The organism is Pseudomonas sp. A, from assembly GCF_056270345.1.
In genome coordinates this window covers 3093013-3116606 of sequence record NZ_CM149873.1, presented here as the reverse complement: position 1 = coordinate 3116606, position 23594 = coordinate 3093013, and the positions used below count along the sequence as shown (strand labels likewise).

19 protein-coding genes are annotated in these 23594 nt (G+C 64.1%); 14 read left to right on the top strand and 5 right to left on the bottom strand.

All coding sequences use genetic code 11. The annotated features are described in order from the left end of the window. Positions 1 to 41: 41 nt before the first annotated feature. Both aroQ and AC0MAZ_RS14130 read left to right on the top strand, forming a co-directional pair. On the top strand, positions 42 to 491 hold the full coding sequence (aroQ, locus tag AC0MAZ_RS14135) for a type II 3-dehydroquinate dehydratase (protein ID WP_232857433.1): 450 nt from the start codon (positions 42 to 44) through the stop codon (positions 489 to 491). Then, complete coding sequence (locus AC0MAZ_RS14130) at positions 488 to 1333, top strand: shikimate dehydrogenase (RefSeq protein ID WP_475858221.1); 846 nt, start codon at positions 488 to 490, stop codon at positions 1331 to 1333. Before aroQ ends, AC0MAZ_RS14130 begins: the two co-directional genes overlap by 4 nt. A gap of 48 nt (positions 1334 to 1381) precedes the next feature. On the opposite strand, the gene AC0MAZ_RS14125 is transcribed toward AC0MAZ_RS14130, so the two are convergent. Beyond that, positions 1382 to 2044: a TetR/AcrR family transcriptional regulator gene (locus tag AC0MAZ_RS14125; protein WP_203647163.1), complete on the bottom strand. Its 663-nt coding sequence runs from the start codon at positions 2042 to 2044 to the stop codon at positions 1382 to 1384. Between the two features lie 211 nt (positions 2045 to 2255). Further along, on the bottom strand, positions 2256 to 4148 hold the full coding sequence (gene quiC / locus AC0MAZ_RS14120) for a 3-dehydroshikimate dehydratase QuiC (RefSeq protein WP_475858219.1): 1893 nt from the start codon (positions 4146 to 4148) through the stop codon (positions 2256 to 2258). 505 nt (positions 4149 to 4653) lie between these two features. On the opposite strand from quiC, the gene AC0MAZ_RS14115 reads away from it, so the two are divergent. Both AC0MAZ_RS14115 and AC0MAZ_RS14110 read left to right on the top strand, forming a co-directional pair. After that, positions 4654 to 6027 (top strand): MFS transporter, encoded by a 1374-nt coding sequence (locus AC0MAZ_RS14115; protein WP_475858217.1) that lies wholly within the window; start codon positions 4654 to 4656, stop codon positions 6025 to 6027. 93 nt (positions 6028 to 6120) lie between these two features. Next, complete coding sequence (locus tag AC0MAZ_RS14110) at positions 6121 to 8028, top strand: hypothetical protein (RefSeq protein ID WP_475858215.1); 1908 nt, start codon at positions 6121 to 6123, stop codon at positions 8026 to 8028. 61 nt (positions 8029 to 8089) lie between these two features. On the opposite strand, the gene AC0MAZ_RS14105 is transcribed toward AC0MAZ_RS14110, so the two are convergent. Further along, on the bottom strand, positions 8090 to 9001 hold the full coding sequence (locus AC0MAZ_RS14105; protein ID WP_475858213.1) for a LysR substrate-binding domain-containing protein: 912 nt from the start codon (positions 8999 to 9001) through the stop codon (positions 8090 to 8092). A 94-nt stretch (positions 9002 to 9095) separates the two neighbouring features. Here AC0MAZ_RS14105 and AC0MAZ_RS14100 point away from each other — a divergent pair, with 94 nt between their 5' ends. From AC0MAZ_RS14100 to AC0MAZ_RS14075, 6 genes are all read left to right on the top strand, one after another. Beyond that, entirely contained in the window at positions 9096 to 10187 is a 1092-nt protein-coding gene (locus tag AC0MAZ_RS14100; protein WP_234562408.1) for a tartrate dehydrogenase, read from the top strand. A gap of 264 nt (positions 10188 to 10451) precedes the next feature. Then, positions 10452 to 12050, top strand: coding sequence for a BCCT family transporter (locus AC0MAZ_RS14095; RefSeq protein WP_198744704.1), 1599 nt, complete (start codon positions 10452 to 10454; stop codon positions 12048 to 12050). Positions 12051 to 12259: 209 nt separating this feature from the next. Beyond that, positions 12260 to 13381, top strand: coding sequence for an aromatic ring-hydroxylating oxygenase subunit alpha (locus AC0MAZ_RS14090; protein ID WP_050706148.1), 1122 nt, complete (start codon positions 12260 to 12262; stop codon positions 13379 to 13381). A gap of 57 nt (positions 13382 to 13438) precedes the next feature. Further along, positions 13439 to 14413, top strand: a complete 975-nt coding sequence (locus tag AC0MAZ_RS14085) for a PDR/VanB family oxidoreductase (protein ID WP_254464716.1) — start codon at positions 13439 to 13441, stop codon at positions 14411 to 14413. Positions 14414 to 14660: 247 nt separating this feature from the next. After that, positions 14661 to 17276, top strand: a complete 2616-nt coding sequence (locus AC0MAZ_RS14080; RefSeq protein ID WP_475858211.1) for a T6SS effector BTH_I2691 family protein — start codon at positions 14661 to 14663, stop codon at positions 17274 to 17276. Further along, complete coding sequence (locus tag AC0MAZ_RS14075; protein ID WP_475858210.1) at positions 17276 to 18472, top strand: DUF6708 domain-containing protein; 1197 nt, start codon at positions 17276 to 17278, stop codon at positions 18470 to 18472. The genes AC0MAZ_RS14080 and AC0MAZ_RS14075 overlap by 1 nt, the downstream gene beginning before the upstream one ends. A 93-nt stretch (positions 18473 to 18565) precedes the next feature. On the opposite strand, the gene nfsB is transcribed toward AC0MAZ_RS14075, so the two are convergent. Next, a complete protein-coding gene (gene nfsB, locus AC0MAZ_RS14070; protein ID WP_110733882.1) occupies positions 18566 to 19219 on the bottom strand; it encodes an oxygen-insensitive NAD(P)H nitroreductase in 654 nt (217 codons plus the stop codon). Positions 19220 to 19323: 104 nt separating this feature from the next. Here nfsB and AC0MAZ_RS14065 point away from each other — a divergent pair, with 104 nt between their 5' ends. The 4 genes from AC0MAZ_RS14065 to AC0MAZ_RS14050 all read left to right on the top strand — a co-directional run bounded on the left by AC0MAZ_RS14065 (position 19324) and on the right by AC0MAZ_RS14050 (position 22435). After that, on the top strand, positions 19324 to 20244 hold the full coding sequence (locus AC0MAZ_RS14065; RefSeq protein ID WP_203647177.1) for a LysR family transcriptional regulator: 921 nt from the start codon (positions 19324 to 19326) through the stop codon (positions 20242 to 20244). A gap of 34 nt (positions 20245 to 20278) precedes the next feature. Further along, on the top strand, positions 20279 to 20893 hold the full coding sequence (locus tag AC0MAZ_RS14060) for a LysE family translocator (protein ID WP_475858208.1): 615 nt from the start codon (positions 20279 to 20281) through the stop codon (positions 20891 to 20893). Positions 20894 to 20970: 77 nt separating this feature from the next. Next, positions 20971 to 21801, top strand: a complete 831-nt coding sequence (locus AC0MAZ_RS14055; RefSeq protein WP_254464826.1) for an AraC family transcriptional regulator — start codon at positions 20971 to 20973, stop codon at positions 21799 to 21801. A gap of 49 nt (positions 21802 to 21850) precedes the next feature. Continuing rightward, positions 21851 to 22435: a LysE family translocator gene (locus AC0MAZ_RS14050; RefSeq protein WP_232857107.1), complete on the top strand. Its 585-nt coding sequence runs from the start codon at positions 21851 to 21853 to the stop codon at positions 22433 to 22435. A gap of 18 nt (positions 22436 to 22453) precedes the next feature. Here AC0MAZ_RS14050 and AC0MAZ_RS14045 read toward each other — a convergent pair whose 3' ends face one another. Then, positions 22454 to 23341, bottom strand: a complete 888-nt coding sequence (locus tag AC0MAZ_RS14045; protein WP_203647183.1) for an EamA family transporter — start codon at positions 23339 to 23341, stop codon at positions 22454 to 22456. Between the last annotated feature and the right edge of the window lie 253 nt (positions 23342 to 23594).

The window sequence follows — 23594 nt, the reverse complement described above, 5'->3', positions numbered from 1 at the left end:
AATTATCGAGACATCCAAAAACAACAAAGCGATGCCCCGTCATGACACCCCGAATCCTCGTGCTCAACGGCCCCAACCTCAACCTGCTGGGCACCCGCGAACCCGCCCAGTACGGCCACGAAACCCTTGCCGACCTGGCCCGTCTGTGCGCCGCCAGCGCCGCCGAGCTGGGCCTGGAACTGGAGTTTCGCCAGACCAACCACGAAGGCGAGCTGCTCGACTGGATCCATGCCGCCCGTGGCCGCTGCCACGGCATCCTGATCAACCCCGCCGCCTGGACCCACACCTCGGTGGCCATCCGCGATGCCCTGGTGGCCAGCGAACTGCCGGTGATCGAGGTGCACCTGTCCAACGTGCACAAGCGCGAGCCGTTCCGCCATCTGTCGTTCGTCTCCAGCATCGCCGTGGGGGTGATCTGCGGCCTCGGCAGCCAGGGCTATTGCATGGCCCTGGGCTACTTCAGCAAATACCTGCGCGAGCACGCGGCATGAACGGCGCGGGTATCCTCGCCGGCCTCATCGGCCGTGGCATCCAGGCCTCGCGCACCCCGGCGCTGCACGAGCATGAAGGCGACGCCCAGGCGCTGCGCTACCTGTACCGGCTGATCGACGCCGACCAGCTGGGCCTGGACGACAGCGCCCTGCCCGCGCTGCTCGATGCCGCCGAACGCACCGGCTTCACCGGGCTCAACATCACCTTCCCGTTCAAGCAGGCGATCCTGCCGTTGCTCGACGAGCTGTCGGACGAAGCCCGTGGCATTGGCGCGGTGAACACCGTGGTACTGCGCGATGGCCGGCGGGTGGGCCACAACACCGACTGCCTGGGTTTCGCCGAGGGCTTGCGACGCGGCCTGCCTGGGGTCGCGCGGCAACGCGTCGTACAGATGGGTGCTGGCGGCGCCGGCGCGGCAGTGGCCCATGCGCTGCTGGCCGAAGGCGTCGAGCGCTTGCAGCTGTTCGAGGTGGACCGGGCCCGTGCCCAGGCACTGGTGGACAATCTCACTGAGCGTTTCGGCGCCGGTCGTGCCGTGCTCGGCGAAGACCTGTCTGGCGCGGTGGCCGACGCCGATGGCCTGGTCAACACCACGCCCGTGGGCATGGCCAAGCTACCCGGCACCCCGTTGCCGCCCGCACTGCTGCACCCTCGACTATGGGTGGCGGAGATCATCTACTTCCCCCTGCAGACCGAGCTGTTGCGCCATGCCCGCGCCTTGGGCTGCCGCACCCTGGATGGCGGCACCATGGCGGTGTTCCAGGCGGTCAAGGCCTTCGAGCTGTTCAGCGGACGCCCTGCCGATGCCGAGCGCATGCAGGCGCACTTCGCCAGCTTCTGACCACCAGGAGGTCCATCGCGGGTCTGTCGACTTGCCCGCGATCGCCCGTCAGGCCTTGATGTAGCGCATCACCGCTTCGCAGATCACCTGCTTGTGACGCTGCTTGACCTGTTCGTCGGCCAGGTCGATCTGGAAGATATCGCCGAAGGTATGGCGGTTCGACACCCGGTAGAAGCAGAAAGAGCTCATCAGCATGTGCAGGTCGATCACCTCGATCCCCGGGCGGAACACGCCCTGCTCCACGCCACGGGCGAGGATCTTGCCCAGCGCATCGAGCACCATGCTGCTCATTTCGCGGATCACCGGCGACTGCTTGACGTACTCGCCGTAATGGATGTTCTCGGTGCAGACGATGCGCACGAAGTCGACGTTGTTGGCGTGGTGGTCGAAGGTGAACTCCACCAGGCGCTGGATCGCCTGCTCGGGCGCAAGCGAGTCGAGGTCCAGGCTGTGCTCGGTCTTGCGGATGTCGCCGTAGAGCTTGACCAGGCATTCGACGTAGAGCTGCTCCTTGCTGCCGAAGTAGTAGTAGATCATGCGCTTGGAGGTGGCGGTGCGCTCGGCGATGGCGTCGACCCGGGCGCCGGCCAGGCCCTGCTGGACAAACTCGGTGATGGCGGCCTGGAGAATGTTCTCGCGGGTCTTTTCCGGGTTGTTCTTGCGCGATCTGCGCAGCCCTTCGACTTCAGGCTTGGCTACCGAATCACTCATACCGACTCACAGGCTCGTTATAGGAATCCGGGCGATTATCCGTGAGCCGGGCGGTGCAGGGAAGCGTGGTGTTGGTCGAGAGTGCGCGGTCCCTGTAGGAGCGGCCTTGTGCCGCGAAAGGGCCGCAAAGCGGCCCCGGCGATCCTTGCTTGAACGCTGAAATCCTGGGGCTGCTACGCAGCCCATTCGCGGCACAAGGCCGCTCCTACAGCTACAGCACCGACTTGCGCGCCTTGGCCATCGCCGCCAGGCGCACCGCCACATTGGCCGCGCCATACCCGGCGTAACCGCCCTTGCGCTGCAGGATCTCGAAGAAGAAGCGCCCCTCGAACGGTTCGGTGTACACATGGAACAGCTCGCCGCCCTGGGCATCGCGGTCGTACAGCACGTTGTAATAAGCCAGCTCGCTGAGGAACTCGTCATCGAAGTCGAAGCGCGCCGCCAGGTCGTCGTAGTAGTTCAGCGGGATCTCCAGCAACGGCACGCCGGCCTCCTTGGCCCTGGCCACCTCACGGAAGATATCGTCGCAGTCGAAGGCGACATGGTGCACGCCCGAGCCGCGATAACTGTCCAGGGCATGGGCGATGGCGGTGTTGCGGTTCTCCGAAATGTTCAACGGCAGGCGCAGGCTGCCGCACTGACTGCGCAGGGCACGACTCTTGACCAGGCCATAGGGGTCGGGCAGCACCACCTCGTCGTCGGCGGTGAAATCGAACAGACTCTTGTAGAACAGCACCCAACTGTCCAGCGCCTCGGCCGGCAGCGCCAGGGCCATGTGGTCGATGCGCTTGAGCCCGCCGCTGGCCCGGGCGTTCCGGTCCAGGTGGAAGTCGGTGTCGTAGAGTGTCGGGCCATCGCTGTCCGGCTCTACCAGGTACAACAGGCTGCCGTCGGGGGCGCGCACCGCCGGGATCTCGCGCTCATTGGGGCCGACCAGGCCACGGAACGGCTGGCCACGGTAGGCGGTGGCGCGCCGCAGCGCGGCCTGGCCGTCGTTCACCCGCAGGGCCGTGGCACACAACGACGGGCCATGGGCCTCGAAGAAGTTGTGGGCGAACGAGTAAGGCTCGGCGTTGAGCACGATATTGATATCGCCCTGGCGCAGCAGGCGCACCGCCTTGCTGCGGTGTTCGCCGACCTCGGCGAAGCCCAGGCGCTTGAGCCACACACCCAGGCGCGCGCCTACCGCCTCGTCGACGGCGAATTCAAGGAACTCCACGCCGTCGTAGCGGCTCGCGGGCGGCGGCGCGAACAGCACGCCAGGCTCGGCAGCCCGCGCCTCACGCTCCAACTGAAGGCGGGTCTTCTCCTCCAGATACAGCAGCGAACGCAAGCCGTCGGCGGCATTCTGCCGGGGCGGTGCCGCACGGAAACCGTCGTTGAAGATCTCCAGCGACAGCGGACCGCGATAGCCGGTGGCCAGAATCGGCGCGAGGAAACCCGCCAGGTCCATCTCGCCCTGCCCCGGGAAGCAGCGGAAATGTCGACTCCACTCCAGTACATCCATGGCTAGGATCGGTGCGTCGGCCATCTGCACGAAGAAGATCTTGTCGCCGGGAATATCGCGGATACCGCTGGGGTCGCCCTTGATCGACAAGGTGTGGAAGCTGTCGAGGATCACCCCCAGCGCCGGATGATCGGCCTGGCGCACCAGGCTCCACACCTGCTGCCAGGTGTTGACGTGGCGGCCCCAGGCCAAGGCCTCGTAGCCGATACGCAGGCCGCGGTCACCGGCATGTTCGGCAAGCAGGCGCAGGTCGTCCACCAGCAGTTGCTCATCGCCCAGGGCGTCGGGCTGGACGTTGCTGCACACCAGCACCAGGTCGGTGCCCAACTCCTGCATCAGGTCGAACTTGCGCTCGGCGCGATCGAGGTTCTTGTGCAGGCGGTCGCGGCGGCAGCCTTCAAAGTCGCGAAACGGTTGGAACAGGGTGATCGCCAACCCCAGGTCCGCGCACAGCTGGCGGATCTCGCGGGGGCTGCCGGCGTAGTACAGCAGGTCGTTCTCGAAGATCTCGACGCCGTCGAACCCCGCGGCGGCGATGGCTTCGAGTTTTTCCGGCAGGGTGCCGCTCAAGGAAACGGTGGCGATCGAACGGTGCATGGCGGGTGTTCCTTGTTATTGAGGGAGGCCTGGGCAGGTCAGGCCCTTTCGCGGGGCAAGCCCGCTCCCACAGGTGTTGCGTTGTCCCCTGTTGGAGCGGGCTTGCCCCGCGAAAGGGCCAGTCCCGACAGCATCTGTCTGGCACGATCGATTATTCGCAGGTAAAGTCGCCCCGGCAACGCACTTTGTACGAAACAGTTAGTTTTCGTTCGATTACCGAACAAAACCCGTTCCGGCGAATTGATTCACCCACCCCCGTGAACAACCATGAATACCAGTCGCAGGCCCCGCCGGCCCTTCTCGCTGCCACGCCGGTCGTTCGGCGGGCCCCGCGCTGCAACGCCCAACGTCACCACATAATAAGTTCAAGAAAACGGGTACCGACCTATGCATACCTTGTTCGCCCTGCGATCCGCGCCGCCGCGTTCGTCTTCTCCCTACAGCCCCGTTGCCGTGCCCCGCGCGCGCTGACCATCCGGCCCCTGACAAGAACAACGGAGACAACATGGCCCGCTCAAGCTCCCAAGCCAAGAAAGCCACCGCCAGCGGATGGATCGGCTCTGCCCTCGAGTACTACGACTTCTTCATCTATGCCCAGGCCGCGGCGCTGATCTTCCCGCAGATCTTCTTCCCCTCCACCGACCCGAAGATGGCCATCATCGCCTCGCTGGCCACCTACGGCGTGGGTTACCTGGCGCGCCCGATCGGCGCCTGCGTGCTCGGCCACTGGGGCGACACTCGCGGGCGCAAGAACGTGCTGCTGCTGTGCATGTTCCTGATGGGCCTGTCGACCATGGCCGTGGGCCTGCTGCCCACCTACCACGACATCGGCCTGCTGGCCCCGGCGCTGCTGGTGGTGCTGCGCCTGGTCCAGGGCTTCGCCGTGGCCGGCGAAATCTCCGGAGCCAGCTCGATGATCATGGAGCACGCGCCGTTCGGCCGCCGCGGCTACTACGCCAGCTACACCCTGCAAGGCGTGCAGGCCGGCCAGGTGATGGCGGCGGCGGTGTTCCTGCCGCTGGCCTACTTCATGCCCAGCGAGGCCTTCAACGAGTGGGGCTGGCGCATCCCGTTCCTGATGAGCGCGGTAGTGCTGATCGCCGGTTTCATCATCCGCAATGAAGTGCACGAGACCCCGGCTTTCGTCCAGGAGGAGAAACAGGACAAGGTCGCCAAGTCGCCGATCGGCGAAGCCTTCCGCCACAGCTGGAAGCACATGGTGCTGGTGATGTTCATGGCGCTGATGAACGTGATTCCGGTGGTCGCCACCATCTTCGGCGCGGCCTACGCGGTGCAGCCGGCCTACGGCATCGGCTTCGACAAGAGCGTGTACCTGTGGATCCCGGTGGTGGGCAACATCGTCGCGGTGCTGGTGATCCCCTTCGTCGGCAACCTGTCCGACCGGATCGGCCGTCGCCCGACCATGATCGCCGGCTGCCTGGGCTCGGGCCTGCTGGCCTTCGCCTACCTGTATGCGATCAGCATCCAGAACGTGCCGCTGGCCTTCGCCGCTTCGATTCTCATGTGGGGCATGGTCTACCAGGGTTACAACGCGGTGTTCCCAAGCTTCTACCCGGAGCTGTTCCACACCCGCTACCGCGTCTCTGCCATGGCCATCGCGCAGAACATCGGCACCATGATCACCGCCATGCTGCCGGCGCTGTTCGCCGCTGTGGCGCCACCAGGTTCGGAGCATATCTGGCTGGTGGTCGGCGGGCTGGCGTTCCTGGTCACCTGCGTGTGCGCGTTCGCCGCGTACCTGGCGCCGGAGACCCATCGACTGGCCATGGAAGACCTGGGCAACCCACAGACGCGGCCGATGGATCGCGAGGTCTATGAATCCGGCCGCAAGGCCACCGCGAAAGTGATGAGCCACTGAGGGCCCGGCCAGTCACCTGACATTATTGCCAGGTGACTGGTATTTCACAAACTGCTCTGCTGTGGGCGAGGGTTAAACCACAGGAGCAATCCGATGAAAGTGCGCAATTGGAAAACAGCGTGGGCGGGGGTATTACTGGCGATGGTCACGGTAATTTCCGCGCAAGCGGCCACGCCACTGTTTACTGTAGAAACCGGGCAGGATACCGCCCAGTTGAAGAAGACCGCGACAGGTTACCTGGCCAGGTTGTTGGCTGAACCTGCCAACGTCGAGATCAAGCTGGTCAAGGTGGATGCGAAGTTGGTCAATCCACAAACTCAGGCTATCGCCGTCTCGACACCTGATGGCAAAACCGTAGAGTTCCACTTGCGCCCCTCCAAGCCCCTGGCCAGCGGATTTGACAGTTGGGTAGGTTACAAGGCCTCCGACTGGAAGAAAAAACACGCCAGCCAATCGAAGAACGAAATCGATTACGATCCGCGCTACTATCTTTCCCTTGTACGCCAGCAGGACAAGGTCGTCGGCAGGCTGGTGGTCGATGGGCAGCTCTATCGCCTTGACTACATAAACCCTGGCCAGCATGCACTCATAAAGGTGGATGAGTCGAAACTACCGGCGGAATCCAAACCGTTGCCGCCCCCAGGGGCCAGCGAAAAGATCCCACCCTCCGATAAGACCAAACGTCCTGACTTTTACGTCGTTCGCGTGCTGCTGGTATCGACCAAGCCTGTGCGCAAGATCAACCCAAACTACAAAGAGGAACTGATTGGTGCGTTACAGGATGCCAACCAGTACTTTGCAAACAGCAAGATGAACGTCATCTATGACCTTGCCGCTATCTACGACTCCAACTACGAAGGCGACGGTAGTGACCTGAACGAGCTGAAAAGCAAGGACAGCGAGCTGGGCAAGATGGTCTGGAAATACCGCGGCGCGCTGGGCGCACACCTGGTCTCGCTGTATGGCACCTTCACCGAGTCCTGTGGGGTCGCGTACAGCTGGTCGACCAAGGAGACCGCGTACAGCGCCATCAGTTGCCCTTCGTCACTGGCCCATGTACTTGGCCAGAACTATGGTGGCACCGTTGGCTGGGACCCCGCGCCTACCAATCCACTCAACCATGGCTACAAACGCGAGACCGCCCCCGAGTTCCATACCCAGATGGTCACCGCCCACGGCGCCCTGCCCAACTTCTCCAACCCCAGGGTGGAATATCAGGGCAAGCCCATGGGGGACGCGCTGCATGACATGGCGCAGTTCATTGAGGACAAGAGGGCCGAGTATGTGAGCAGTTTCTACGGCCCGCTCAATGCACTCAGTCTGTCGTTATATGAACAAACGGACTCCCAGGGAAAGGAATGCTACCTTCAGATTCGTTCCGGGCAACCAGTGAATATTTCCAGCGCGTGCAATGAGCAACCTGTGCGGTCCTTCTGGCTGACCAATATCGGCATCGCACAGCGCCTTTGCCTCTATGACGGACCAGGAGAACGTCATGTGTGCTACAAGAGAACCGCCGAAGGTGCAGATTATGCCGAGGTCAAGAATATTGACGACTCAAAAGATGTACCCGCAGGCTACATTCGTGAGCAGAAAGGCGGAGCACTGAATGGCGCCGTTGTAGATGCCCTGCATGGAGGTAATGCTGTCCTGCTGTTTGCTGAGAAAAACTTCAAAAGTCCGATGTGTGGCTTTAGCACTTCCTTTGCCGAATACCTGATCACTGAAGAAGTAGGCTGCCCTCACGACGCGGGCGGCAAGGCACGTTCAGCGCGAATCTTCTCGTATTCACCAGACAGCCCCCCCACTAGCTATTGGACGTTCTATAACGAAGACCGTAGCCGGACATTGAATTTCAAAGGTCAGCTATACGGTAAATTCGGGATAGCCGACTTCGATTCCCCCAACGGTATTCCAGCCACTATCGAGAGGACTCAGACAGGCGGTGCCATGAACGGTAATGTGTTCCGCTTCAGATTCAACAATGGTCCGTCCAAATGAATGAACCTCTGAGTACGTTCAGTCATTGAAGTCGGCGGGGCCGCTATGCGGCCTCCTGCCTTCAATCAGGCAACCGATACCGCTCGGTAAAGTACTGCCGAAAGAACTCCACCGCCACCCGCACCTTGGCCGAGCCGGCCAAGGGCGCGGTGTACACCGCCCAGATGTCCGCCGCCTGCTGGTAGTCCGGCAGCACCTGCACCAGCCGCCCCTCGGCGATGCTGTCGTGCACGTCCCACCACGAGCGCAGCAGGATGCCACGCCCGTCCAGGCACCACTGGTGCGCCACCTCGCCATGGTTGCTCGACAGCCCGCCGGTCACCCGCACGCTCTCCTCGCCCTGCGGCCCTTCCAGGTGCCATAGCCCGAACGGGTGGTCACGCTCCTTGATCACCAGGCAGTCATGGCTGGCCAGGTCCGCCAGCACCCGCGGCGTGCCATGCTCGGCCAGGTACGCAGGCGCCGCGCACAACACCCGACGGTTGCGCGCCAGGGGCTTGGCGATCAGGTGCGGGGCGATCACGTTACCCACGCGGATATCCAGGTCGACGCCTTCGGCGATCAAGTCCACCAGGCGGTCGTGCACATCCAGGCGGATGTCCAGGCGCGGATAGCGCGCCGCCAGTTCCGACAGCGCCGGCGCCACGAAGCGTCGGCCCAGGCCAAGGCTGCTGGCGATACGCAATTGCCCGACCGGCTCGCGCTGGCCGGCGTTGAGGTCGTCGCCCATGCGTTGCAGGGTCTCGAAGATCTGCTGCGCCCACTGGTACACCCGCTCGCCCTCCTCGCTCACCGTCACCCGCCGGGTGGTGCGGTGCAGCAGGCGCACGCCGAGGCTGTCCTCCAGCAGGCGGATGCGCTTGCTGACGAACGCCGCCGACATGCCGCGCTCGTCGGCCACCGCGGCAAAGCTGGCGCGACGGGCCACCTGCAGGAAGATATTGAGGTCATCCAGGTTCGGCAGATTATTCACGATTCGTGCACCAAGAATTGATGGATTGCCGGATTATCTCCGAAGCACAGCCTTATAGCATGGCCGCATCTTCCCTGAACACGAGAGGCGCCCCATGACCAAGACCTTCAAGATCGCCGCCATCCCCGGTGACGGCATCGGCAACGAAGTCCTCCCCGAAGGCCTGCGCGTGGTCGAGGCCGCCGCCCGCAAGCACGGCCTGAACCTTGAGTTCGAGTTCTTCGAGTGGGCCAGCTGCGACTACTACCTGGCCCACGGCAAGATGATGCCCGACGACTGGTTCGACCAGCTCAAGGGCTTCGACGCCCTGTACTTCGGCGCCGTCGGCTGGCCGGACAAGGTCCCGGACCATATCTCGCTGTGGGGATCCTTGCTCAAGTTCCGCCGCGATTTCGACCAGTACGTGAACATCCGCCCGGTGCGCCTGTTCCCCGGCGTGCCCTGCCCGCTGGCGAACAAGCAGCCCGGCGACATCGACTTCGTGGTGATCCGCGAGAACACCGAGGGTGAATATTCGTCCCTGGGCGGGCGCATGTTCGAAGGCACCGACAACGAGTTCGTGCTGCAGGAGTCGGTGTTCACCCGCCGTGGCGTGGACCGCATCCTCAAGTACGCCTTCGACGTGGCCCAGACCCGCGAGCGCAAGCACGTCACCTCGGCGACCAAGTCCAACGGCATGGCCGTGAGCATGCCCTACTGGGACGAGCGCACCGCCGCCATGGCCGCCCACTACCCCGAGATCAGCTGGGACAAGCAGCACATCGACATCCTCTGCGCCCGTTTCGTGCTGCAGCCGGAGCGCTTCGACGTGGTGGTGGCCTCCAACCTGTTCGGCGACATCCTCTCCGACCTCGGCCCGGCCTGCGCCGGCACCATCGGCATCGCGCCGTCGGCCAACCTCAACCCCGAGCGCAAGTTCCCGTCGCTGTTCGAGCCGGTGCACGGTTCGGCGCCGGACATCCATGGCCAGAACATTGCCAACCCGATCGCGATGATCTGGTCCGGCGCGCTGATGCTCGAGTTCCTCGGCCAGGCCGACAATGACGCCCGCTACCAGGCGGCCCATGACGACATCCTCAAGGCCATCGAGACAGTGATCGCCAACGGCGACACCACCCGCGACATGGGCGGCAGCCGCTCGACCCAGGAAGTGGGCAAGGCCATTGCCGAGCTACTCGGGGCCTGAGACGGCGGCGCCTGCTTCGCGGGTAAACCCGCTCCCACAGGATGGATGCAAACCCTGTGGGAGCGGGTTTACCCGCGAAAAGGGTGAAACCAACCATCCGGATTGTCCGACGATCCTATTGCCACCCACTTCGATTCAATGCAGAATCTGTAAACCAAAAGATACTTGTTATCTAATAGTTAACAGAAAGGAAAACCCAGCCTCGATACGGACTTCCCCAACGCCTGACGCCTACTACAAAAAAAATGCTCCAGGAGACAATTGATGTCCCCCAATAACAAAAAGATCGACGTGTTCCTGATCGCCGTGAGCCTGTTGGCCGTGCTGCTCACCGTGATCGGCCTTGCTGCCTTCCCCGCCCAGGCCGAAAGCCTGGCCAACCAGCTGTTCGAGGTGGCCACCCGCACCTTCGGCACCAGCGTCCAGGTCCTGGTGTTCGGCAGTTCCCTGGCCGTGCTGTACCTGGCCTTCAGCAAGTACGGCAACATCCGCCTGGGCGCCGGCAAGCCGGAGTATTCCACCACCACCTGGGTGTTCATGTTCATCTGCGCCGGCATGGGTTCCTCGACCCTGTACTGGGGCGTGATGGAATGGGCCTACTACTACCAGACCCCGGGCCTGAACATCGCGCCAATGTCGGCCAAGGCCCTGGAGTACAGCGTTAGCTACTCGTTCTTCCACTGGGGCATCAGCGCCTGGTCGATCTACGCCCTGGCCTCCTTGGCCATGGCCTATCACTTCCATGTGCGCAAGAAGAGCGGCCTGAACCTGGCCTCGATCATCGAGGCGGTCACCGGCTTCAAGGCCACCGGCCCCGTCGGGCGCGCCGTCGACCTGATCTTCCTGCTGACCATGATGGGCGCGCTGACCGTGTCGCTGGCGCTCACCGCCTCGACCCTGACCCGTGGCCTTGCCGACCTGGCCGGCACCCCCAACACCTTCACCGTGCAACTGCTGGTGATCGGCGCGGTGGCGCTGCTGTTCTCGCTGAGTTCGTACATCGGCATCGACGGCGGCCTGCAGCGCCTGTCGAAGATGGTCTGCATCGGCGCCCTGGTGTTCGCCGCCATCGTCCTGCTGGTCGGCCCGACCCAGTTCACCCTGAACAACACCGCCAATTCCATCGGCCTGATGCTGCAACATTACGTGCAGATGAGCCTGTTCACCGACCCGGCCGGCGATGGCGCCTTCACCCGCAACTGGACGGTGTTCTACTGGCTGTGGTGGGTGTCCTACGCCCCGGGCGTGGCCATGTTCGTCGCCCGCGTCTCGCGTGGCCGGCTGATCAAGGAAGTGGTGTTCGCCCTGCTGCTGGGCGGCAGCTTCGGTTGCTGGTTCTTCTTCGGCGCGCTGGAAAGCTACAGCATGCACCAGTTCATCAACGGCCAGATCGACGTGCCCAAGCTGCTCGGCACCCTCGGTGGCGAAGCGGCGGTGACCGATCTCTTGCTGGCCCTGCCATGGGGCACGCTGTTCCTCGCCGCGTACCTGTTCATCATGGCGGTATTCTGCGCCTCGCACATGGACGCCGCCGCCTACGCCGTGGCCGCCACCAGCACCCGCAACCTGCGCGAGGGCGAGGACCCGAGCCCGACCCTGCGCCTGTTCTGGTGCGTGGTACTGACCCTGGTGCCGCTGGCCATGCTGTTCGCCAAGGCCTCGCTGTCGACCATGAAGACCGCCGTGGTGCTCACCGCGATCCCGTTCATGGTGATCCTGCTGGTGAAGATCTACGGCTTCTTCAAGTGGCTGGCGGCCGACTACGGCCAGGTGCCGGCGTACCGCATCGAGGAAGAGGCCACCCGCCTGGCCGGCGAAGAGCCGCAGCAGCAGGCGCCGCGCAGCGCAGCGGCGGTGCACTGACCATGTAGGAGCGGCCTTGTGCCGCGAAAGGGGCGCGAAGCGGCCCCCAGGATCTGGGGTCTACCCCGGAATTGCAGGGGCTGCTGCGCAGCCCTTTCGCGGCACAAGGCCGCTCCTACAGGAAGCAGCGTCACGCAGCAGTACAAAAAAATTTACCCAACTTGTTAACCAACAGATACGCGTTAACCAATAAGAACCGAGATAGAGCCATGAACGATTTCAAACGCCTGCCCGCCGACTTCTGCGCCAACCCCGAAGAGGCCTTCACCCTCCCGGCAAAGTTCTACACCCAGGCCGCCGTCTTCGAGCACGAGAAGGAAGCGATCTTCGCCCGCAGCTGGATCTGCGTCGGCCACCGCAGCGAAGTCGCCGAAAAAAACGCCTACATCACCCGCCAGGTGATCGGCGAAAGCATCATCGTCGTGCGTGGCCGCGACGACGTGCTGCGCGCGTTCTACAACGTCTGCCCGCACCGCGGCCACCAGCTGCTCGAAGGCAGCGGCAAGGCCAAGAACGTCATCACCTGCCCGTACCACGCCTGGACCTTCAAGCTCGACGGCGAACTGGCCCACGCGCGCAACTGCGAGAACGTGGCCAACTTCGACAAGGACAACTCCACCCTGGTGCAGCTGCGCGTCGAAGAGTACGCCGGCTTCATCTTCATCAACATGGACAACGACGCCGGTTCCGTCGAAGACCAGCTGCCCGGCATGCAAAAACGCATGCGCGAGGCCTGCGCGGTGATCGACGACCTGCACCTGGCCGCACGCTTCGTCAGCGACACCCCGGCCAACTGGAAGTCGATCGTCGACAACTACCTCGAGTGCTACCACTGCGCCCCGGCCCACCCCGGCTTCTCCGACTCGGTGGACGTCGGCCAGTACAGCCATAGCCTGCACGGCAACTGGACCTTGCAGTACGGCCTGGCCAAGCCGTCGGAGCAGTCGTTCAAGTTCGATGAAACGGTCAAGGATCCGTCCTTCGCCGGCTTCTGGGCCTGGCCGTGCACCATGTTCAACGTACCGCCAGGGGCCAACTTCATGACCGTGATCTACGAGTTCCCGGTCGATGCCGAAACCACCCTGCAGCACTACGACATCTACTTCCTCAACAAGGACCTCAGCGAGGAGCAGCACAAGCTGATCGACTGGTACCGCGAAGTGTTCCGTCCCGAGGACCTGCGCCTGGTCGAGAGCGTGCAGAAGGGCCTGAAGTCCCGCGGCTACCGCGGCCAGGGCCGGATCATGGTCGATTCGCAGCGCAGCGGCGTGAGCGAGCACGGCATCGCCCACTTCCACAACCTGATCGCCGTCGCCCACCTGGACGACTGAACACGCTCCCCGCCCCGCGCCAGGGCCTGGCGCGGGGCTTCGTTGTCGAGGTACGCCATGGCCAAGCAATACGAAATGTTCAAGGTGCGCGTGACCGACGTGGAACAGGCCACGCCGCAGATCAAGCGCTTCACCCTGGCCCGCGCCGACGGCGCCGCCCTGCCCGCCTTCAGCGGCGGCAGCCATGTCATCGTGCAGATGCAGTCGGCCTGCGGCAGCCAGTTCAGCAATGCCTACTCGCTGATGAGCGACCCGCGCCAGTTGCACAGCTACCAGATCGGCGTGCGGCTCGAGGAGCAGTCCAAGGGCGGTTCGGCGTTCATGCACCAGCAGGTCGAGGTGGGCAGCGAGCTGACCATTTCCACCCCCAACAACCTGTTCGCCCTCGACCCCAAGGCGGGACGTCACGTGCTGATCGCCGGCGGCATCGGCATCACCCCGTTCCTGGCGCAGTTGCACGAGCTCGAAGGCAGCACTACCCCCTACGAGCTGCACTACGCCTTCCGCGCCCCCGAGCACGGCGCCTTCCAGGGCGACCTGGCGCAAGGCCCGCATGCCGGCAACACCCGCTTCTATATCGACAGCCTGGAGCGCAAGCTCGACCTCGCCGCGCTGTGCGCGGGGCTGGCCGATGACGCCCATCTTTATGTGTGCGGGCCCAAGCCGCTGATCGACGCGGTGATCGCCAGCGCCGCCGCCGCCGGCATCGCCGAGCCCCGCGTGCATTGGGAACAGTTCGCCGCCGCCGCGCCGGCCGCAGGCTCGGCGTTCACCGTGGTACTGGCGCGCTCCGGCACCGAACTGGAAGTCGAGCAAGGCATGACCATTCTCCAGGCCATCGAGAAATCCAAGGCCGCCAAGGTCGAGTGCCTGTGCCGCGAAGGCGTGTGCGGCACCTGCGAGACGGCGATCCTCGAAGGCGAAGCCGAGCATTTCGACCAGTACCTGAGCGACGAGGAGAAAGCCTCGCAGCAGACCATGATGCTGTGCGTCTCGCGGGCGCGCTCGGCGCGGTTGGTGCTGGATCTCTGAACCTTGGCGGCGGATCGCCTGCCCGCGCGGATTCGCCGGTGAGATGTAACTGAATAGTGCCAATAAGCGCTGAAAAGGAAAATCAGAGAAACGTCCTACGTGGATTTGGGAAGCACTGTCGACCACCCACAATCCGTTCCTCGCTAGTGTTTCAGGTCTGCGTAACGTCGCCCGTGGCTGGCTGCAACAACCAGCCACGGGCTCGGTACAAACACACCTGCATGAACAGCTTCGCTGAGGACATCGGATGTTCGACTTCAACAAATTGCTCGAAATCAATCGGCAAGCCTGCGAGGCCCTGGAGGCCCCCTTCGCCAGCGGGCCCGCCGTCCATTGCACGCGCACCTTCACCATCCTGCCCCTGCGCTATGCGGCCGTTGGCGGCACTACCGGCCAGCGCCTGCGCTTGCCAACCCTGCCCGATCACCTGCGCCATCCCTACAGCGTTGCCACGCTCCAGCATGCCGACTATGCCATTCGGCCACTGCGCCAAGGCTTCCTGTACGTCATGGAGAAACGCAAGCGCAGCGGGCAGCACAACCTGCACCCGCCCTATCGCATTGCGGCGAACGGTTCATTGTCGCTGGTTGCCCCCGGGCAGTCCGAGCCGGACGCCACAGATGTCCACACCCTGCGCGACATGATTCGCAACACGGCCTTGGCGTTCAACGTCCATGACCTCGAAGACCTGGCCGAGCTGCGCCTGTTCTACAGCCCCGACCCGTTGACCGAAGCGGCCCAGCAGCAACTGCTGCGTCGACGCGACAGGCTGCCGGCCGTGGATGTCGCCGCCTTCACCGGCCTTGGCTGCCCGACGCCCAGGCCTTATGTGCTGCGCCATGACCAACTGGATCTGGTCGCCGATTTCGCTGCGGAAACCGACAGCTCATTGCGCAAGCTGCTGGACAATCAGCTGTTCAGTGAAACCAGCGTCCACTCGCTGACAGCGGCCCGGTACATGCTGGGCCCGGTTGCCGGCAAACCCGAGGCCCGTGGTATCGCGGTGGTGGTGGAAGATGCCATCGGCATCACCCAGCAACTCAATGCCTGGCGCAACGCGGGCATGGAGCACCTGAAGGATTGGCTGGAAGCCACGGAGGCGGTCGCGGGAAAACCCGGCCCCAGCAACGAGCGCAAGGTGCTGGTCGCCCAGGCCTTCACCGAACTGCATCAGCAATTCAGTGAGCGCAAGGTCGCTGCGCTGGTCGACCGTCACAAAGACGCCATGCGCGCCCACCTCGCCGGTGCCGACCAGGGCGCCAACCCGCAGATGGCCGCCTGGTGGGCGCAGGCCAAGGAAGGCATTCTCGATACCGCAGGCGCACTCAGGCGCCAGGACCTTGAGGCCCGGGCGAACAACGGCGAGTTCGCCCGGCAGTTCGAAACGCGCTACCTGCCACACGTCGACCTCAAGGCCATGCACGACCAGCTTGCCTGGTTCGAATCCCACGGCCTCGAAGCGCAGCGCCTGGCCGACGTGCGGGCCGACGACCATCTCGTCTGGCTGCAATCTGAGCAACTGCTCGCGGCCCTGGCCTACTACGACGAGAACGACCTGCGCAGCGGCCTGTGCTTCGCCCACCAGACCGGGCTCAGCGTGGTCGGCATGGAGGGCGTGTCAGCCGGGGCGCGGCTGCTCACCCAGTGGTGGCACGCCGACACGCTGACGCCCGACAACCTGGCCCTGCGTTCCTTCGTCTTCAACCAGCGCGCCATTGCCGAGGTGCTGGAGCAGACACGCCAGGCACTGCAAGCGCTGCCGCCGGAATACGATCACTGGCAGCAGGTGGACACCTCACTCAAGTACGCCAAGGAACTCGCCTCGCAGTTCAGCCGGGTGGACGGCCACCTCGACCAGCTGGCCCAGCACAGCGCCCTCAACACCGCCGGGGCCTTGGCCTGGCTGGGTCAACTGGGGCGCCAGAGCCTGCAGGCCGGCGCCCCCGGCAACATGGATCGCCTGCTGTACCGGCGACTGGGCACCTACCTCATCGCCTCGCTGGGCGAGCAAGCCATCAACCTGCGCCTGAGCGAACACGCACTCGAGGGTGACACCCCCTCGCGAGGACGGGTGGCGGCCCCCATGGTCCGACGCCTTGATCGCGCCTACGTGGAGACATTGCAGGGCGCTCACGCTCATTCGTTCTATCGGCTTCGGCTGGCCAGTGGGCTGCTCCTGCTGGAGGCTGGACTGCTCCTGTTGCAGGGGCAGCGGGATGACAAGGACCGGCGTTTCTGGAGCGAGGTGGTGGCCGCAGGATTGGCCAGTGCGGCGGCGGGGTTCGAGCTTCTCGCGGTGGGGACGGAGCAGACCCTGCTGGGCGTCGGGCGGAACAGCGCGATTGCGCGGGGAGCGGACATCAGCCTGGGGCGCTATCGGCTGTGGGGGGCGGGGTTGGCGACGGTGGGGGGCGTTGTCAGTATTACGTGGGACGTTTCAGATGCGAGAGAAGCAGACGTTCGATCTAAATCATTGCTGGCGACTTATTGGCTGCGAGCTGGATCTACGATCGCCCTACTTTTGGGGCAGGGAGGAATAGCATTTTCGCAGGCAAGTGCGCTTTTCCAGTGGCTATCAATCAGCGCAACCAGTGAAAAGACCAGCAGATTACTTACTACTCTTTCCACACTTTCTGCAAAGCTGGCAGCCAACCGTACTGCCATGATGTTCCTGAGCCGCTTAAGCTGGATAGGCGGCGCTATTGTACTCGGCACCACTATAACCTTACTCATTATCGATGATGATGCATTGGAGAAGTGGTGTAGCAAATGCTGCTTCCGCCTTAAACCATCAGACAAAGGATATATGAAGGACACTGAAGAGCTAGAAGCCTTATTCAGCGCCATGAGCGAGGTTATATAGTGTATTTTTTTGAATGGCTTTCATGGCTTGCTGCCATTGACCCAAAAGAAGAGCGCGAAGCCTTTGAGAAACAGAACAAGACTATAAAAAAGAGAATAATTTATGAAGGCGAGGAAGAAAAAGAAATTGCAGCCGCAAAAAAATCAGCATGCGACGCCCCAAAAAGTCGGGGCCCAGTCTACGTGTTCAACCAGAATGTACTCGAAATGCGCAGCGGCATGTGGGAAGATAAGCGCGGACTAATCAGCATATTATCTCTCACAGTAATAATGATGATAACCAGCGGACTAGAAATTGCTTTCAACTCGATAAAAACTTTAATCGACCTTGCTTCTGATTATCAAGGAGAACCGTATGGTGAAAGGCTATATTTAGCACTTTTCTTTCTTAGCACAACCCTTTGTATCTTGTGGTTTTATCTGAAATATGGTTTGCGTTTCACACGTTTTGAAATGTTCACGTCACGCCACTTGTTGATACGTTTCAACCGCATCACCCAGCAGGTCTACCTCCACCGCCCTGCCTACTGTGGTGGAATCGTCACGCTCCCGTGGAACGGTGTATCGTCCAGCGGCGCGGATAAAAAATCTACCATAGCAAGTGGTGTGGGTCTCCCGTTGGCGCTCACATGGTCGTCCGCCTTCACCGGCACACTACGTACCGAACTGATCTGGGTAGGCAAGTCCTCGAACAATTTCACGGAGCTTCAAGCCGAATGGGAGTTTATCCGTCGCTTCATGGATGAAGGTCCAGAAGGACTACCACGCCCCCACATCACCTCGCACTTCCCCTGGCCCTGGCAAGCCTTCACGCCTCAGTTCGAAGGCTTGACCCACTACTTCCGCAGTTCCCCACCCGTCCTCAAATGCGGCCTGCTGCTGCTCTCTCCTGCCTTCCTGATCATCGGAACAGGCCACTGGGTGAGTCTTCTGCTGTGCTGGAAACCTCGCTGGCCCAGGATCATCCGTGAAGCCGGCCTGCCGGGAAAACCCGTCCCGGCAGTAACCACCGTTGACGATTACCCACCCCATATCCAGGAAAGGCTGCGGGAAAACGCCTACCTCTGGGCCATACGGCCAGGCAAACGGCCGGAGAGGAAACCCCGTGCCTCTAAACGTCGGCCCAAGAGCCCAATTCAAACTCCCGATATCGAGAAGGATAAGCACCATGGGGCCGACAGTATCGGTCAGCCGTAGAGCCAGGCTGATCTCGTTCGGCATGGAGGGCGTGGCAGCCAAGACACGGCTGCTCACCTGATAGTTGCAAGGTACAGCCCTACCTACCGCCAATCACAGAAAAGTAAACACCTCTGCCGCCGCCAACCGCGACTTGCTCAGCCCGGCATTGAAATCCTCCTCGCTGCGATAGCCCAGGCTCAGCAGCACCACGCTGGTGAAGCCCTGCTCGCGCAGGCCCAGTTCGGCGTCCAGGGCCTTGGCGTCGAAGCCTTCGATCGGCGTGGCGTCCAGGCCGTGGGCGGCGGCGCCCAGCAGTGCGGTGCCCAGGGCCAGGTAGACCTGCTTCTCCATCCAGTGCTGCAGGTCCTTGAAGTCATGGCGGTGCAGGTCGACGTAGCCGCGGCGGGTCTGGTCCTGGCCATCACGGGCCTGTTCGGTGCGGAAGCGCCCGTCGGCGGCCTCCTGCGCCAGCACCGCCTGCAGGTGGGCTTCGGTCATGTTGGTGCGGGCGGCGAACACGATCACATGGGAGGCGTCGCGCAGCTTCGGGCTGTTGTAGGCGAAACGCTCGTCGGTGGCCTTGGCCAGGCGCGCCTTGCCTTCGGCGCTGTCGGCCACGACGAAGTGCCAGGGCTGCGAGTTGACCGAGGACGGGCTGTGGCGCAGCTGCTCGAGCAAGGCATCGATGGTGGCCTGGGGAATCCTGCGGCTGGCGTCGTAGGCTTTGGTGGTGTAACGGCGTTTGGCGAGGGCAACGGTATCCATCTACGGCAATTCCTCAAAGGGATCGTGAATGAGCCGCATCTTATCTTCCCGGCGGCAAAGAAAAACCAGCACAATGCAGCAACACTTTCATCCCTGGAGTGAAAATGCTGCGCATCAACGATCTCGAACTGTTCGCCCGTGCCAGCGCCCTGGGCAGCTTTACCGCTGCGGCCCACGAGGCCGACCTGCTGCCCGGCCAGGTGGCGGCTGCGATCAAGCGCCTGGAACGCGAACTGGATGTGCGCCTGTTCGCCCGCACCACCCGCAGCCTGCGCCTGACCGCCGAGGGCGAGCTGTACCTGCCCACCGCCCAGCGCGTGCTCGATGCCCTGCGCCAGGGCCGCGAGGACCTGCACGGCAGCCACAGTTGCCTGCGCGGCGTGCTGCAGGTGGCGGCACCATCAGACATGGGGCGCAACCTGCTGCGGCCCTGGCTCAGCGCGTTTCGTCGCGAGCATCCGGGGCTCGGCCTGCGCTTCTTCCTCTCCGACCAGCTGGCCGACCTCTACCGCGACCCGGTGGATGTCGCTATCCGCTACGGCCAGAACGAGGACGCCAACTACATTGCCCTGCCCCTGGCACCGTGGAACCGTCGGGTGCTGGTGGCCTCGCCCGACTACCTGGCCCGCCATGGCCGGCCGGACAGCCCCGACGACCTGCAGCAGCACGACTGCCTGCTGTACCTGCAACAGAGCCGGGTCTACGACAAATGGCGGCTGGGCAACCGCACCGTGCAGGTGCGCGGGCCGCTGTTCAGCGACGACGCCGACGTGGTGCGGCGCTGGGCGCTGGAAGGCGAAGGCATCGTCTACAAGTCGTGGCTGGATGTCAGCGCCAATGTTGCCGCCGGCGAGCTGGAGGTCCTGCTGCCCGAACACCCCGGCGAGCTGACCCCGGTGACCCTGGTATGCCCGCACCGCAAGCAGCTCACCCCGGCGGTGGCCCAGCTGCACCTGTGGCTGCGCGAGCGCTTCGCCACGCTGCGCCCGGAGGGCATGTTGCAGCCGCTGTCACCGGGCGTATAGTGCATCCACCCCCGACTGCAAGGAGCTGTCATTCATGCCGAGCCTGGAGTTTCTCGTTACCGCGCTGATCATCGTGCTGATTCCCGGCAGCGGGGTCATCCTCACCGTCTCCAGCGCCCTGGTGGCCGGGCGCCGCGCCTGCCTGTGGACCGCCACCGGCTGCACCCTGGGTATCGTCCCGCACCTGCTGGCCTCGGTGCTGGGCCTTTCGGCCTTGCTGCACACCAGCGCCCTGGCCTTCCAGGGCCTGAAGTTCGCCGGCGTCGCCTACCTGCTGTACCTGGCCTACGCCACCTGGCGCGACCGCGCGGCCTTCGCCGTGGACACCCAGGCCGCCCCAGCCAGGGCCGGCCAACTGGTGCTCAAGGCCTGCCTGCTGAACATCCTCAACCCCAAGCTGACGCTGTTCCTCCTCGCCTTCCTGCCGCAGTTCATCAGCCCCCAGGCCGGTTCCGCGACCGTGCAGATGCTCGGCCTGAGTGCGGTGTTCATGGCCATGACCTTTGTCGTCTTCGTGATCTACGGCCTGCTCGCCCACCTGTTCCGCCGCGCCGTGATCGACTCGCCCCAGGTACAGGCCTGGCTACGGCGCAGCTTCGCCGCCTCGTTCGCCGGGCTCGGCATCAACCTGGCATTCGCCCAGCGCTGACGGCTGCACAATCGTTCTAAACGCCCGGGCCGTTTCTGCGTTAAGGTCGTCTACCGACACCCGCACGGCCCGCGCCCATGAGCAACTGGATCGACCTCAGACAGGACGCCGACACCGGCATCGAGTCGGTCCGCGCCCATTTCACCGGCCATGCCTACGACCCGCACTGGCACGACAGCTTCCTGGTCGGGGTGACCGAACAGGGCGTGCAGCAATTCAACTGCCGCCGCGCACGCCACAACAGCACCCCCGGCCAGGTGTTCGTGCTCGAGCCGGGCGACCTGCACGACGGCCATGCACCCACCGTTGAGGGTTTCACCTACTCGACCCTGTACCTGGATGCCAACTGGCTGGAAACCGAGCTGCGCGCCCTGTTCGAACACGCGCCCTCGGGCGCCCTGCCCAGCTTCGGCACCCTGCTGCACCAGGATCCGCGCCTGGCCGGGGCCACCGCCCGGGCCTTCGAGACGGTGCATTACAACGATCTGCGCATCGTCCGCCAGACCGCCCTGGACGACCTGCTGGCCTGCCTCACCGGCCACCTGCACTGGCGCAAGCGCCTGGACCCCGATCCACGCTTGCCGTTGTGCGCCCAGGTCGCCCGCGATTACCTGCACACGCACCTGGACCAGGACATCGGCCTGGTCGAGCTGGCGCAGGTGTGCGGCGTCGACCGCTTCCGCCTGACCCGGGCGTTCAAGGCGGCTTTCGGCCTGGCGCCGCATGCCTACCTGATCCAGCTGCGCCTGGCCCGTGCACGGCGGCGGCTGGCCCTGGGTGAAACGCCGGCCAGCGTCGCCACCTCCCTGGGCTTTGCCGACCAGAGCCACTTGGGCCGCTGGTTCCGCCGCGCCTACCGACTGACCCCGGCGGATTACCGCAAGCGCTGCTCAAACCTTCCAGACTGAACCGGCGCTCGCCGCGACCATGGCGCTTCGATCACTCGGAGCCTTGACCATGTCACACACGCTGTTGCCCTTCATCCTGTTCGCCCTGGCCGCCAGCATCAGCCCCGGGCCGACCAACCTGCTGATTCTCGCCCACGGAGCCAGGCGCGGCCTGCGCGCCAGCCTGGCGCCGATCGTGACGGCCTGCTGCGCGGCGGCGGCAGTGGTGCTGCTGGTGGGCCTGGGGCTGGGCGAGGTGCTGCTGCGCTACCCGCTGGCGCAGCAGGCCATGAGTTGGGTGGGCGCCCTGTGGCTCAGCTGGCTGGCCTGGAAGATGCTGCGCAGCGCCGGTGCGCCGCTGCAGGCGGGCAGCGATAGCGGCCTGGACCCGCTGAGCGCGGCGACCCTGCAGGTGGTCAACCCCAAGGTGTGGGTGACGGCGGTGGCAATGGTCGGCCTGTTCGCCGGCCCGGCACTGCCGATGTGGTGGTTGAGCCTGGTGTTCCTGCTGATCGCCCTGCCGAGCATGACCGCGTGGGCGCTGATGGGCATCGGCAGCGCCCGCTGGTTACGTTCGCCCCAGGCGCTGCGGGTGTTCAATCAGGGCCTCGCCGGCCTGCTGCTGGTGTCGGCGTGGTCGGCCTTGCTGGTGTGACGCGGCGGGCATCGGCCTTCAGCGCGCGGTAGCCGCGCGCAGACGCAGCCCCAGGCGCGGCCCGAACACATTGATCAGCAGCCCGAGCATCACCAGCAGCGCGCCCCAGCCCTGGGCCTCGCTCAGGCGCTCGCCCAGCAACACGGCCGAGGAGCTCAGGCCGACCACCGGCACCAGCAGCGAGAACGGCGCCACCTTGCCCGCCGGGTGGCGCGACAACAGGGTGCTCCACAGGCTGTAGCCGACCATGGTGGCGACGAAGGCCAGGTAGGCCAGGGCCAGCACCGAGCTCCAGCCGATGTTGGCCAGGGCATGGCCGATGCGCTCGGGCCCTTCCAGCCACCAGGACAGCGCCAGGAACGGCAGCGGCGGGATCAGCCCGCCCCAGATCACCAGGGCGACCAGGTCGACCTTGCCGAAGCGCCGGGTGATGATGTTGCCCATGCCCCACATGGCGCCGCCGCACAGGGTCAGCAACAGTGCGAGCAACGGCACGTGGCCGCTGTCCTCGCTGCCGATCACCGCCAGGCCGCCGGCGGCCACCAGCAAGCCCAGCACGCTGGCCAGGCGCAGCCGCTCGCCGAGGAACAGCGCGGCAAAGCCCAGGGTGAAGAACGCCTGGGACTGCAGCACCAGCGAAGCCAGCCCCGGCGGCATGCCACTGGCCATGGCCTGGAACAGGAAGGCGAACTGGCCCAGGGAGATGGTCGCGCCGTAGGCGATCAGCCAGCGCCAGGGCAGGTTCGGGCGCTTGATCAGGAACACCGCCGGGAAGGCCACCAGCAGAAAGCGCAATGCCCCCAGCAGCATCGGCGGCAGGCCGTCGAGGCCGACCTTGATGACCACAAAATTGACGCCCCAGGCGATGATCACCACCAGGGCGATCAGCAGGTCCTTGAGTGGCATGGCACGCATTCCTTCTTCAGGCTTGTTATAGACATATTTGGTTACAGCATAAGGGCATCGCGCCGCCTCGGACCAGCACAGTTGCGCGCCAGCCTTGCGCAACAGTCGGCTGTGATGGCTGCGGAACACTCATGAAAACCCTGCGCAAGCTTCACTTGACCAGACTTGTATATACATGCTCATATCGGGCTTCGGCCATCCGCCCTGCGTCCCGCCGATAGCCGCCGCCTTTCACAAAAACAACGAAGCGGAG

Bases quoted from the DNA above. Each gene is read 5' to 3' on its own strand.
- AC0MAZ_RS14130 (WP_475858221.1), top strand. From the start codon at position 488: ATGAACGGCGCGGGTATCCTCGCCGGCCTCATCGGCCGTGGCATCCAG.
- AC0MAZ_RS14060 (WP_475858208.1), top strand. From the start codon at position 20,279: ATGCCGAGCCTGGAGTTTCTCGTTACCGCGCTGATCATCGTGCTGATT.
- AC0MAZ_RS14065 (WP_203647177.1), top strand. From the start codon at position 19,324: ATGCTGCGCATCAACGATCTCGAACTGTTCGCCCGTGCCAGCGCCCTG.
- AC0MAZ_RS14090 (WP_050706148.1), top strand. From the start codon at position 12,260: ATGAACGATTTCAAACGCCTGCCCGCCGACTTCTGCGCCAACCCCGAA.
- AC0MAZ_RS14125 (WP_203647163.1), bottom strand. From the start codon at position 2,044: ATGAGTGATTCGGTAGCCAAGCCTGAAGTCGAAGGGCTGCGCAGATCG.
- AC0MAZ_RS14080 (WP_475858211.1), top strand. From the start codon at position 14,661: ATGTTCGACTTCAACAAATTGCTCGAAATCAATCGGCAAGCCTGCGAG.
- AC0MAZ_RS14095 (WP_198744704.1), top strand. From the start codon at position 10,452: ATGTCCCCCAATAACAAAAAGATCGACGTGTTCCTGATCGCCGTGAGC.
- AC0MAZ_RS14050 (WP_232857107.1), top strand. From the start codon at position 21,851: ATGTCACACACGCTGTTGCCCTTCATCCTGTTCGCCCTGGCCGCCAGC.
- nfsB (WP_110733882.1), bottom strand. From the start codon at position 19,219: ATGGATACCGTTGCCCTCGCCAAACGCCGTTACACCACCAAAGCCTAC.
- quiC (WP_475858219.1), bottom strand. From the start codon at position 4,148: ATGCACCGTTCGATCGCCACCGTTTCCTTGAGCGGCACCCTGCCGGAA.
- AC0MAZ_RS14100 (WP_234562408.1), top strand. From the start codon at position 9,096: ATGACCAAGACCTTCAAGATCGCCGCCATCCCCGGTGACGGCATCGGC.
- aroQ (WP_232857433.1), top strand. From the start codon at position 42: ATGACACCCCGAATCCTCGTGCTCAACGGCCCCAACCTCAACCTGCTG.
- AC0MAZ_RS14110 (WP_475858215.1), top strand. From the start codon at position 6,121: ATGAAAGTGCGCAATTGGAAAACAGCGTGGGCGGGGGTATTACTGGCG.
- AC0MAZ_RS14045 (WP_203647183.1), bottom strand. From the start codon at position 23,341: ATGCCACTCAAGGACCTGCTGATCGCCCTGGTGGTGATCATCGCCTGG.
- AC0MAZ_RS14115 (WP_475858217.1), top strand. From the start codon at position 4,654: ATGGCCCGCTCAAGCTCCCAAGCCAAGAAAGCCACCGCCAGCGGATGG.
- AC0MAZ_RS14085 (WP_254464716.1), top strand. From the start codon at position 13,439: ATGGCCAAGCAATACGAAATGTTCAAGGTGCGCGTGACCGACGTGGAA.
- AC0MAZ_RS14055 (WP_254464826.1), top strand. From the start codon at position 20,971: ATGAGCAACTGGATCGACCTCAGACAGGACGCCGACACCGGCATCGAG.